This window comes from Bacillus sp. CCB-MMP212 (assembly GCF_022748145.1).
Taxonomy (GTDB): domain Bacteria; phylum Bacillota; class Bacilli; order Bacillales; family Bacillaceae_G; genus Bacillus_A; species Bacillus_A cereus.
In genome coordinates this window covers 99,490-112,560 of sequence record NZ_JALDQE010000011.1, presented here as the reverse complement: position 1 = coordinate 112,560, position 13,071 = coordinate 99,490, and the positions used below count along the sequence as shown (strand labels likewise).

Genomic DNA, 13,071 nt, shown 5'->3' with positions numbered 1-13,071 from the left:
AAGGTTGTATGCCCATGCGGCATACAACCTTTTATTTCGTATATCGATACACAATTGATTCATATGGTCTTAAGTTAAGTTTTGCAATATCCTTGCTAGCATCTTTATAATTCGACAGTAGTATTTCTTGTTTCATTCCATCTAATTGAACTTGCGCTGGTACAGAGTACGTTATTTCTTCTCCGTAGAAATTATTTATAGCAAGTAGTACTTCACTTCCTGTAGTACGAGTATATGCCCAAATTTTAGGATCATTTTTATCCAAAATAGCATATTCTCCTTCTGTAATTACATCATATGTTTTTCTAAGTTCTATTAACTTTTTATAATGATAAAATACGGACTCTTTATCTTCTAAGGCCTTCTCTACGTTTATTTCTTTAAAGTTTTCAGCCGCTGAAATCCAAGGTGTACTTGTTGTAAAACCACTGTTCATCTTTTCATTCCACTGCATTGGAGTGCGAGAGTTGTCACGAGATTTTTGCTTTAAAATCCCTACAATCTCTTCTTTTGATAGCCCTTCTTTTAGCTTTATATCGTATATATTTAACGATTCCACATCACGATATTGCTCGATGGACTCAAATTTAGGATTCGTCATACCGATTTCTTCCCCTTGATAAATGTAAGGCGTTCCTTGCAGCATGTGCATGGCTGTCGCTAACATTTTTGCAGATTCGTTTCGGTACTTTCCATCATCACCAAAGCGTGACACGATGCGAGGCTGGTCATGATTACACCAAAATAACGCATTCCATCCTCCGCCTTTTTGCATTTCAATTTGCCAGTTAGACATAATCTCTTTTAATTTAATAAAATCAAACTCTGCTTTCGTCCATTTATCACCATTCGGATAATCTACTTTTAAATGATGGAAACTAAACGTCATGCTTAATTCATTACGCTCAGGATTAGAATATTTAATACAATTATCAATTGTCGTAGATGACATTTCTCCAACTGTAATTACATCTTTTCCTGCAAAAACATTTCGGTTCATCTCTTGTAAATATTCATGAACACGCGGACCATCTGTATAATACTTGCGTCCATCACTTGTCGCAGTACTACCTTCATCGTTTAAGAAGCATTGGTCTTTTGAAATTAAGTTAATGACATCTAATCGGAATCCTGTTACTCCTTTATCCAGCCAAAAACGCATCATATCATATACTTCTTCACGAAGTTTTTCATTTTCCCAATTTAAATCAGCTTGTGTTTCATCAAATAAATGTAAATAATATTGCTCCGTCTTCTCATCATATTTCCAAGCAGATCCACCAAACTTAGACTGCCAATTATTTTTTTCATCACGCCAAATATAGTAATTACGATATGGACTATTTTTATCTTCCTTCGCTTCTTTAAACCACTTATGTTCAGTCGAACTATGATTTACAACAATATCAAGCATAATCTCAATGTTACGTACTTTCGCTTCTGCTAAAAGTTCTTCAAACTCTTCCATCGTTCCGTAAGATGGATCAATGCTGTAGTAATCACTTACATCATATCCATTATCATTTTGTGGTGATTGGTATATCGGTGTTAACCATATATAATCCACTCCGAGTTCTTTTAAATAATCTAGTTTCTCTGTAACACCTTTTATATCCCCGGTTTCTCTATTGTAATAACTATTAAAGCTCTTCGGATAAATTTGATAGACTACACTTTTATGCCAATCCTTCATGTTTAACTTCCTCCTACTTCTGTTTGACTCTTTTTGCAAATAACCATGTTAAAGTAAATGGGATTACAACTGCAATAATCATTCCTACAATAAACATTGGAATCGATTTCGGAATGATAGAAATAAATGCTGGCAATCCGCCAATTCCGATAGCAGGTGCTAATACACCATTTAATGTAATGAATATCGCTGCCACAGCAGACCCTATAATCGCTGCATAGAACGGGAACTTATTTCGTAAATTCACACCAAACATCGCTGGTTCTGTAATACCGAAGTATGCTGAAATGGCTGATGTTGATGCCATACTTTTATCATTTTGATTTTTAGAAATCCAGAACATCGCAAGTGCCGCACTACCTTGCGCAATGTTAGAAAGAGCGATCATCGGCCAAATAAATGTGCCGCCATGTTGTGCAATCAATTGTAAATCAATTGCAATAAACATATGATGCATACCTGTAATTACGAGCGGTGCATATAACGCTCCAAATAATACTGCTCCAACTACTGGTACTGTTTCATATACACCTACTAATCCTACTGTTAATAAATCTCCAATATGACGTGTAACCGGACCGATAATTCCTAATGCTAACACACCTGTCACAACGATTGTTGTAATTGGTACAACTAATAATTGAATTGCATTTGGTACATGTTTCTTTAAGAAAATTTCCACTTTACTTAATACAAATGCTGCTACTAAAACAGGTAAAATTTGTCCTTGATATCCTACCTTCTCAATTTGGAACAGTCCTAAAATGTTGAAGTACTCAATCTTTTGACCCTCTAAACCAGTCGCTGCTTTTCCATAGTCCCAAGCGTTTAATAAGGCCGGGTGCACAAGCATTAATCCCATAACAATCCCTAGTATTGGACTACCACCAAAACGCTTCGTTGCTGACCACCCGACAAGTGCTGGTAAGAATACGAATGCTGTATTGGCCATCATATTAATTAAATCCCAAAGCCCGCCTAAGTTCGGATAAACATCTAATAAATTTTTCCCATCAAAAAATAAGTCCTTTGCCCCTAATAAATTGTTAATACCCATTAGTAAACCAGCTGTTACGATCGCTGGTAATATCGGCATAAATACATCCGAAAATATTTTTACAAACTTTTGAGCTGGATTTAACTTCTGATTTCCAGAGTCTTTTACGTCAGCTACAGTCGATTCTTTCATACCTGCAAGCGTTATCAATTCAGCGTAAACACGATCTACATCCCCTGGACCAATTACAACTTGAAATATACCAGCGTTATGAAACGCTCCTTTCACTAATGAAACAGACTGTAATTTATCATTATCTATTTTACTTTCATCTTTTAAAGCGATACGGAGCCTCGTCACACAATGTGCAGCTTGTTCAATATTGTCTTTCCCACCAATATACTGCAACACTTCCTCTGCTGTTTTACGATAGTCTTTCCCCATATTCCCGTCCCTCTTTTCTTTTTTTGATACCGTTTACAATTACATATTAACTCGTATATATAAGTTAGTCAACACTCGTATATATGAGTTTGTGTTTTTTTTATAAAAAAAGAGATGAAACAATATTTTGTTCCACCTCTTTACTTCCTGCGTGCCACATCCGAAAAGTGAAAAATATCTAAACGGTGGCGTGATTCTGTATATTCAAACTGACTTCCATCATACAAATGTGTAAAGTTTTTCACAACGACAACATAGTCTGTTCCATTTAAATCTAAATACTTTCTGTCATCCTCTGTACATGGCTGTACTTCAATTACCCTCTGCGAATAACTAATGTGTAGCCCAAGCTCTTTCTCGATGTATTTATAAATCGATGCTGTTGCAATTTCTTTCGTTAATCCTGGAATAAACTCAGATACAAAATGATTTATATCTAAAATTACTTTTTCTCCATCAATATTTCGTACACGTTTAATATGGTCAATCTCTGTTTTTTCTTTTACATTTAATAATTTCGCAATTTCTTTTGTGGCTTTTTCTTTGCCCATTTCCACAACTTCTGTAATACAATGACGTCCTAAACGTTCATTTTCTTCTTGGAAACTTACAATACCGCCAAAATTAAATTCAATATTCTTTCGCTTTAAAACAAAAACACCTTTTCCATGAATTTTTTGCACATATCCACGCTCTTGCAGTAAATCTACCGCTTTTCTTACCGTTCCTCGGCTTGCCTCATACTGCTTCATTAATTCTGTTTCTGATGGGATTTTGCATCCCTCTTTTAATTGTTTATTATCAATAGATTTACTGATTTCTGTATAAATTTGTTCATACTTACTCATCATCTACAATAGCCCCTTGTCACCTTCTAATTCTATATGTATTATAACATGCTTCACTCTTCTGCCAATCTCTCACTTATTTTCCAGTACAAGAAAAATATAGGTAAATATTTAATCTTTAAAACGTATTTTTATAAAAATTTTTATATTTTTCTTTTCATTCAAAAAAACATGTAGTATACTAACTTCAAAATCAGAGGAGAAAGGGAGCAAAGAACTATGCTTACTTATACAACAACTGTAGTTACATTTGCACAAAAACATCATCATCATACGTAACCCTTGAAACCTAGCGGAAAAATTACGCGTAGGTACAAGGGTTATTCCCGTTGTACCTACGTTAGGCAAAGAGCCATGTAGGTATTTTTTATCTACATGGCTCTTTTTTTATTGTCAAAAAGCTAGTAAAAAATGATGTTTAAGCAAAACTTACTACAAAGGAGTTAACAAAAATGGAAACGAAAAAATGGGGATTATGGGTTTTAACAGCATTTGTTATCGGGAATATGGTTGGCGGTGGCGTATTTATGCTTCCAGCAAATTTAGCACAAGTATCAGGGCCAATGGGTTCTACACTCGCATGGAGTATTACAGGCCTTGGCGTATTTATGATTGCACTTGTATTTGGAAATTTAGCGATTCGGAAACCAGAATTAAAAGCTGGACCACAAAGCTATGCTCAAGCGATGTTTCCTTCAAAAAAAGCTGGTAAAGTTGCAGGATATAGTATGGCATGGGGATATTGGGCTGCTAACTGGGCTGCAACAGCATCTGTTATTATTTCCTTTGCTGGATATTTATCAACATTCTTTCCAGTTTTACAAAGTAAGCAAATTCTTTTTTCAATAAATGGATTTTCACTGGAACTCGGAAAAGGGTTAACTTTCCTCGTATGTAGCCTTATGCTGTGGGGAATTCAATATATTCTTTCTCAAAATATTGATCGAGCTGGAAACATGAATCTACTTGCTACCATTGCAAAAATTATCGGATTTACAATGTTTATTGTAATTACATTATTCATTTTCAACGCCTCTAATTTCGGAGATGGTCAAACCTTTATGAATGAAGCTGGACAATCAATCTCATTAGGTGGACAAATCAATTCAGCTGCTATTGCAACACTCTGGGCATTTATCGGTATTGAATCAGCAGTTATGCTTTCTAATCGTGCAAAATCACAGCGCGATGTAAAAAAAGCTACGATTTTCGGATTAATTATCGCTCTTCTTATTTACATGTCAATTACTTTACTTACAATGGGAGCTCTTCCGCAAGATGCTTTAAAAGAGTCTCAAAAACCTTTAGTAGACGCATTAAATTTAGCAATTGGAAATAAAGGTGCATATATAATGGCTTTACTCGCTCTTATATCTTTATTTGGATCTACAGTTGGCTGGATTGTTGTTAGTTCAGAAGTACCTTACCAGGCAGCAAAGAATGGACTTTTCCCTAAGTTTTTCGGGAAAACAAATAAAAAAGGTAGTCCTTCAAAATCATTGTTGATTACAAATGTAATGACGCAAATCTTCTTATTTTCAACGATTTCTGGTACTGTTTCAGAAGCGTATAGTTTCGCTATCGTCGTAGCAACATTAGCCTATTTAATTCCATACCTTGTTTCTACTCTGTACCAATTCAAACTGGTTATTACAGGAGAAACGTATGATATAATGCCTGGTTCTCGAATAAAGGACGGGATCATCACTACATTAGCATTTGTATACTCAATTTGGGTTATCAAAACAGGAACTGCTGACTTAAAAACGTTCTTCTTAGGAATTGGATTGTTCGTATTAGGTCTTATTCTTTATCCTGTACTAATGAAAGACTCACAAAAAACGGATTAAATAAAGAGAAGCTGCTGGCTTCTCTTTTTTATTAAAAATCTGTAATTAACTTTTCTTTTAGCTCTCCTACAGATAAAGGTTTCGCATAATAAAATCCCTGTACATAATCACAGCTCATTGATTGTAACAAACTCTCTTGCTCTACTGTTTCTACCCCTTCAGCAACTACTGCTAAATTTAAACTATGAGCAATTTCAATAACGGATTTTACAATCGTTCGTTCTGGTTGTGCGTGATCATAATGAAATTCACGAATAAAATTACGATCAATTTTTACAATATCCAGTGGTAGTTGTTTTAAATAATATAAGGAAGAATAGCCAGTTCCGAAATCATCCAAAGCAATTAAAACACCCATATTTCTTAATTCTTGTAATGTAGCAATAATATAATCAAAATGGCGAACTGCAATACTTTCCGTTATTTCTAATATTAAACGGTTCGGAGGAAAACCAGTCCTCTTTAAAATGCTACGTACAGACAAAATAAAACGTTTCTGCATTAATTGTTGTATAGATAAATTCACAGATAACTTTAGTCCTTCTTGGTAATTTGGCAATGTTTTAAACAATCGGCATGACTTTTCTAATACCCAGTCTCCTAGCTTTATAATAAGTCCAGACTCTTCAGCAACAGGGATAAATTCGCTTGGTGAAATAGGTCCGTCTTCTGTCATACAACGTACTAGAGCTTCTATACCAGAATATCTCTTCGTTTTCAAATCAATAATAGGCTGCAATGCTACATCTAACTCTTCATCACGAATTGCCTTTTGCAAAGCAAACTCAACTTTCATTCTACGATTTATTTTCGCGCGTAGCTCATCTGTAAAGAAACATGCAGCGTTTCTCCCCTGTTCTTTTGCACTATACATAGCTAAGTCAGAGTTTTTCAATAAAGTTTCCACATCTTGTCCGTCTTGTGGATAAGAACAAAGTCCTAGACTAGCTGAAATGTATACTTCATGGCCTTCAAGTATAAATGGTGCCTGGAAACATGACAACACAGATGTCGCTAACTGACTCATATCATCTTGTCTATGATTTTTTGTTAACAGCACAAATTCGTCGCCACCTAGCCTAGCCAGAACATCTTTCTCTCCTAGTACATAATGCAACCTTGAAGCAACTTCGCTTAAAAGTAAATCTCCTATCATATGACCTAACGTATCATTTACTAATTTAAAACGGTCCAAATCAAAGTAAATCATACCAAATTCTTTTTTATCTGCAATCAATTTATTAACGGTCGTTATTAATTGTAAACGGTTAGGCAAACTCGTTAAAGCATCGTGATAGGCAAGTTCCCTATAACGACTTTCACTTAGCCGTAATCTATGTTCCGCTTCTTTTCTACTACTAATATCATTTCGAATTGCGATAAACTGGTATGGCTCTCCTTTTTCATTTAAAAATGGAACAATTGTTGTTTTGACCCAATAATATGTACCATCTTTTGCTCGATTCCGAATCTCACCTGTCCATACTTTCCCATTCAAAATACGTTTCCATAAGTCTTGAAAAAAGGTTTTTGGATGATGTCCTGAATTTAAAATACGGTGATCTTTTCCAATTAATTCTTCTCTTTTGTATTTAGAGATTTCACAAAATTTATCATTTACATATGTAATAAGACCTTTTCGATCTGTAATTGCAACAATTGAAGACTCATCTAATGCTAACTTTAAATCTCGCAATGAAGAGTCATATAATGCATGACCTCTCTGTTCTAGCATGCGCATCTCTCCTTGCTTCTATCTGACTAAAACACAACCTGTTTCTCTTCATAGAAATAGAGATATTTCATTTTCTAATACTAGCCCATTACATAAATTATCTTTTTAAATAGACCGATTAAAATAACATAATATTATTTGTAATAAAAAGCAATATTATACCGTTCCAATTATAACTAGTAGCTTCTCATCTCCCTAATTATTTCGCGCCTTATTATACTGCAATCCCTTTAAGTGGCTCTATGCAAGCCTTGTTTCCAACTAATACCACTCACATCTGATCTCTTTGTTTTTAATAACGAAATAGAAATTAGAACATACTACATAACTATTCACGAATAATAATATAAAACTCTACATCAATGTATATGTTTTTGAATTACAATAACAAAATATTAACATATTTTCACCTTAATTTTGGAAGTATTTTATAAATAAATACCGTATTAAACTAAAAAAGAGGATAGCCTCTTTTTTAGTTTAATACGAATATGGTATTTGCTGATAACCTGGGTATGGCATTGGATACGTTACAGGGTATGGTGATGGATAAGCTACTGGATATGGAGCCGGATAATATCCTCCACTTGTTGCACCTGTTAATGCACCCGCTGTCAGTCCGCCTAATACTCCTCCTGCAAAGCTTCCAGGGAAAAATCCGCCTCCCCATGAACTACCACCACCCCAGCCCCATCCGCCTCCGTGATGATGATGGTGATCATAGTGATTGTGTCCTCCATGGTGATGATGTCCGCCGTTATGATTGTGCCCACCATGATTGTGTCCTCCATGATGATTCCGATAGTACAATCCATTATTTTCTATATAATTCATGTTTCTCCGCTCCTTTTCGATTTTTTCATTTTCATATGCGTTAAGAGTGAGATAAAAAATGGGATAGTACACTGTATGTAGGACAAATGCGGAAAGTATAGGTGAAATGTCTATATTTTGTAAAAAAAGCAAAACACCTTATAATAAAGATGTCATATTACATCTTCTATTTAAGAAGTCTATATTGAAAAAAGATTAGGGGAATTATATAGAAATGAAGAAGCCTATCGTTCAATTACTATTAATATTTACAATTGTATCTATCGTTCTGTTCCTATTAAATACATCGTATATCTCGTTATATACATTTGTCGGTGCTCTATGGTCCATCACAATCGTAGGAATTTCATTCGTTATTTTTATAGAAAATAGATCTCCACAAAGTACATTAGCATGGTTTTTAGTATTAGCACTTCTTCCTATTATAGGTGTGCTTTTATACGCTATTTTCGGACGCAGCCGCTGGAGAAGAAAAAAACATCTCCATCGTTCAGAAGAACAAAGAAAATTATTCCGTGAAATATTAGAAGGAAGAAGACTAGAGTTATTACTCACAGTCCCACTAAATGAACGTTCCTTACATTTAACAGAAGTCATACAAAAATTTGGAGGCGGTCCTGCCGCAGATAAAACAACTACAAAACTTTTAACAAACGGAGATCAAACATTTTCAGAAATTTTGCGAGCTATAGAGCAGGCAAAACATCATATACATATTCAATACTACATTTATAAATCTGATGAAATTGGTACAAAAGTTCGAGATGCTTTAATACAAAAAGCAAAAGATGGTGTTATTGTACGCTTCCTTTATGATGGCCTTGGAAGTAATACGTTAAGAAGACGATTTTTACAACCTATGAAAGAAGCTGGGATTGAAATTGTAGAATTTGACCCTATTTTTTCAGCTTGGTTACTTGAAACTGTCAATTATCGTAACCATCGAAAAATTGTTATTGTAGATGGAGAAATTGGTTTTACCGGAGGACTCAATGTCGGTGATGAATATCTTGGCCGTTCAAAGAAATTTCCTGTTTGGCGTGATAGTCATTTAAAAATAGAAGGAAAAGCATTATATAAATTACAAGCAATCTTTCTAGAAGACTGGCTCTATGCCTCTAGTGGTTTAAATACTTATTCCTGGGATCAATTCATGAATAGACAATACTTCCCAGGTAAAGAGATTTCAAATGCAGAAGGTGCTGTTCAAATCGTAGCCAGCGGACCAAGCTCCGATGATAAAAGTATTCGTAATACATTATTAGCTGTTATGGGCTCTGCAAAAAAATCAATTTGGATTGCTACACCCTACTTTATTCCAGATCAAGAAACTTTAACATTATTACGCTTAAGTGCAATTGCCGGAATAGATGTACGGATTTTATATCCAGGTAAAAGTGATAGCATCATTAGTGATCAAGCATCTCAATCCTATTTCACTCCGCTTTTAAAAGCTGGTGCTTCTATTTACAGTTATAAAGATGGTTTTATGCATGCAAAAATTGTACTCGTTGATGATACAATTGCAACTATTGGAACAGCAAACATGGATGTACGTAGCTTTGAATTGAATTACGAAATTATTAGCGTACTTTATGAATCAAAAACAGTTCACGATATTAAACGTGATTTTGAAGAAGACTTTAAACATTCAACTGAAATTAAATGGAACTCTTTCCAAAAAAGAAGTATAAAAAAACGCATATTGGAGTCTTTCATGAGGCTCATTTCTCCTTTACTGTAAGCAATCAACTTCATCTTGATTGCTTTTTCTTTTCCCTTTATCCTCCTTCCTTTTCTTTGCATACCATATTAAAACAAGTTATCATAAGATGTATTACTTTATGAAAATAATGTTAGGTGGGAAATACATGTTAGAACAATTTCATATACATTCTGATTTAAAACAACAGCTTTCTACGATTCATGAAAAGAATAAACAACAAGCTGGTGAAAATGCACATTTAATCGGAACGAAAATATATAAAGCGTCTGATAATAGCATTATTGAAGATGCGATTACAGCACTTCTTCTTGGCAAGAACATTCTATTAAAAGGACCGACTGGTAGTGGTAAAACAGTACTAGCGGAAACTCTTTCTTCTTTATTCCAAAAACCAATGCATAGCATTAACTGCTCTGTCGACTTAGATGTAGAAGGTATTTTAGGATACAACACACTACAAACGAAAGATGGTGCATCTGAAGTTTCATTCGTTAACGGTCCTCTTATGAAAGCAATGAAGAACGGTCACTTCCTATATATTGACGAAATCAATATGGCAAAACCTGAAACTTTACCGCTACTTCACGGCGCATTAGATTACCGTAAAATGATCACAAACCCATTTACACAAGAGGTTGTATACGGGGATGACGAATACCGTGTAATTGCTGCGATTAACGAAGGTTACGTTGGAACAAGTGAACTAAATGAAGCATTAAAAAACCGTTTCGTTATTATTGAAGTTCCTTACATTCAAGGTGACACATTAAAAGAACTATTATTAGCAGAATCAAAATTAAATGATGTTGCAACAATTGAAAAGTTTGTTGCATTTGCAAGCGACCTTATGCCTTTAGCTCGCGATGGACGTGTAAGTGAAGAAGCAGCAAGTATTCGTGGTATTATCGACGCATGTGATTTAGGTGTATATATTCCTGTTATGCGAGCGATTGAACGAAGCATAATTGCAAAACTTAATGATGAAACAGAACAAATGACTGTCCGTGAATTAGCAGAAAGTTATTTCTTTGAGGGATAATTTATGAGACAAATTTTTAGTGACAAAAAAATTGATGCGTCGCTGTTTCTACAAATGGAAAATTTAATGTATGCCCTTCTAAAAGAAGACGATGCCTATCTTGAATATGGCTATAAAGCATACTACGACGAAATTGAAAAGAAAGTTGTCATTAGTCACTTTTGGGATGATCGAAAAGAAGAAGATACAGTAATCGGATTAAAAAGCGAAGTGTTCTTAAAAGCACTTGGTAATAAACATTACTCGGACATGACTTTAATTCGTTCGTATGCGATTGAATTGCAAGAATCGCCCCTAAAAAAGTTTTTAACACAATTATTTGTTCTATTAGAAGATTTACGCGTTGAGGAAATCGTAAAGAACTTACGTCCTGGCACGAAGCATGTTTTTAAACGCCGAAAAGAAATGTACCGCAACTATTTCGGCTCTCAAAATGAAATAAACCGCGTTCGTAATTATCACGGTGATCGTCTATTTTGCCTATGCTATCTTTCATTAACGAGCGATAAATATGAAATGTTTAATAATGAATATTTTGAGCAAATTGAAGCGATTTTACATGAAACATTCCAAGCACGTAATACAGAAGATATTATGTATATCGTTGAGAAAATTCGCTATCGCTTAGAGGCGCTTCTTGAAAGTGATATGCTTAACAACTATTTCGGACATGCTCCACTTTACTTATCTGTCCTTGCAGACGAAAAGAACTGTCGCGTCGAAGATTTAGCAAATGATGATACGCAGCTTATAGACGACGATGAAAATAAAAACAAAATGGATGAAAGTTTCTCCACATGGCATCGTGAAAATAAAAATAACGAAAACGAGAACTTTTTACGCTTTGAATTAGAAAGCGGAACAAAAACAAACATGATGGGCGATACTGCTCGTGAATCAGAAGATGGCGACCAAGCACTTGGTTCTGTACAAGGTACTTCTCAAAAAAGTACACAATCCAACTTTGATGGCGCTGATACAGAAGAAGCAAGGGCTTCACACGCTTCTAGCCATCCCGACGGTGCATACGGTAAGTATAATGTAGGTGCTTCTCATACATTTAAAGAAGCTCGCAAAGCAAATATCGATGAGAAAAAAGATTACCAAGCTATCAAATCAGTCGTCAATAAAGATGTAAAAGAATTAAAGAAAATTATCGAAAAAACGATTGAAAATAAAACGAATGCGAATAGTGATAAATATTACGGAAGACTTCGTAAGAAATTCCTTCGTATTTATACCGAAAAACAACCGCGTATGTTTTATAAAAAAGGACAAGAGTCACAAGAACTCGATGTTGCATTCCAACTGTTAGTTGACTGTTCTGGTTCTATGTATAACAAAATGGAAGAAACGAAGAAGAGTGTTGTACTATTCCATGAAGCTTTAAAATCTTTAAAAATCCCGCACGCTATTAGCGGATTTTGGGAAGATGCCTCTAGCGCTATACCTGAAGATAAGCCGAACGTTATCCATGAAGTTGTAAATTATAAAAACTCAACGTTACCAAACGTTGGTCCAGAAATTATGCAACTTCGTGAAGAAGAAGATAACCGCGACGGATATATTATTCGTATCGTTTCTGAAAAGCTTGCCAAAAGACCTGAGAAACATAAATTCTTACTAGTCTTCACAGACGGTGAGCCTTCTGCGCTAGACTATCAACAAGACGGAATTTTAGATACGCATGAAGCTGTTAAACTCGCGCGTAAAAGTGGTATGGAAGTAATCGGTATCTTCATCGAAGAAGGCGAAGCGAAAGAAGCAACTTATCAATTGATGAAAAACATTTATAACCATCACTTCTTAGTTGCAAATCACGCTGAAGATTTACGTCTAAAGATTAAACCACTATTGAAAAAATTATTACTGAAGACGATTGAATAGAAAATAGGAGCCTTGTGG

Annotated in this window: 9 protein-coding genes; 4 read left to right on the top strand and 5 right to left on the bottom strand. The window is 34.9% G+C overall.

The genetic code is table 11. From position 1 onward, the window contains the following. Positions 1-31: 31 nt before the first annotated feature. The 3 genes from treC to treR all read right to left on the bottom strand — a co-directional run bounded on the left by treC (position 32) and on the right by treR (position 3,985). Positions 32-1,693, bottom strand: a complete 1,662-nt coding sequence (treC, locus tag MRP26_RS24635; RefSeq protein ID WP_197241435.1) for an alpha,alpha-phosphotrehalase — start codon at positions 1,691-1,693, stop codon at positions 32-34. Positions 1,694-1,706: 13 nt separating this feature from the next. Continuing rightward, a complete protein-coding gene (gene treP / locus MRP26_RS24630; RefSeq protein WP_000513942.1) occupies positions 1,707-3,134 on the bottom strand; it encodes a PTS system trehalose-specific EIIBC component in 1,428 nt (475 codons plus the stop codon). Between the two features lie 140 nt (positions 3,135-3,274). Then, a complete protein-coding gene (gene treR / locus MRP26_RS24625; protein WP_053565260.1) occupies positions 3,275-3,985 on the bottom strand; it encodes a trehalose operon repressor in 711 nt (236 codons plus the stop codon). Between the two features lie 449 nt (positions 3,986-4,434). On the opposite strand from treR, the gene MRP26_RS24620 reads away from it, so the two are divergent. Next, complete coding sequence (locus tag MRP26_RS24620; RefSeq protein WP_000448446.1) at positions 4,435-5,832, top strand: amino acid permease; 1,398 nt, start codon at positions 4,435-4,437, stop codon at positions 5,830-5,832. A 31-nt stretch (positions 5,833-5,863) separates the two neighbouring features. On the opposite strand, the gene MRP26_RS24615 is transcribed toward MRP26_RS24620, so the two are convergent. Both MRP26_RS24615 and MRP26_RS24610 read right to left on the bottom strand, forming a co-directional pair. Then, positions 5,864-7,567 (bottom strand): putative bifunctional diguanylate cyclase/phosphodiesterase, encoded by a 1,704-nt coding sequence (locus MRP26_RS24615; RefSeq protein WP_064532017.1) that lies wholly within the window; start codon positions 7,565-7,567, stop codon positions 5,864-5,866. A gap of 480 nt (positions 7,568-8,047) precedes the next feature. After that, positions 8,048-8,401 carry a hypothetical protein gene (locus tag MRP26_RS24610; RefSeq protein ID WP_001106379.1) on the bottom strand — a complete coding sequence of 118 codons (354 nt, stop codon included), beginning with the start codon at positions 8,399-8,401 and terminating at the stop codon, positions 8,048-8,050. 214 nt (positions 8,402-8,615) lie between these two features. Between MRP26_RS24610 and MRP26_RS24605 the strand changes: the two genes are divergently transcribed. The 3 genes from MRP26_RS24605 to MRP26_RS24595 all read left to right on the top strand — a co-directional run bounded on the left by MRP26_RS24605 (position 8,616) and on the right by MRP26_RS24595 (position 13,053). After that, entirely contained in the window at positions 8,616-10,145 is a 1,530-nt protein-coding gene (locus MRP26_RS24605) for a cardiolipin synthase (RefSeq protein WP_023521037.1), read from the top strand. Positions 10,146-10,272: 127 nt separating this feature from the next. Beyond that, positions 10,273-11,166 carry an ATP-binding protein gene (locus tag MRP26_RS24600; protein WP_075718949.1) on the top strand — a complete coding sequence of 298 codons (894 nt, stop codon included), beginning with the start codon at positions 10,273-10,275 and terminating at the stop codon, positions 11,164-11,166. Between the two features lie 3 nt (positions 11,167-11,169). Next, the gene (locus MRP26_RS24595; RefSeq protein WP_053565262.1) at positions 11,170-13,053 is read left to right on the top strand and encodes a vWA domain-containing protein; all 1,884 of its coding nucleotides are present in this window, start codon (positions 11,170-11,172) and stop codon (positions 13,051-13,053) included. The last annotated feature ends 18 nt before the right edge of the window (positions 13,054-13,071 follow it).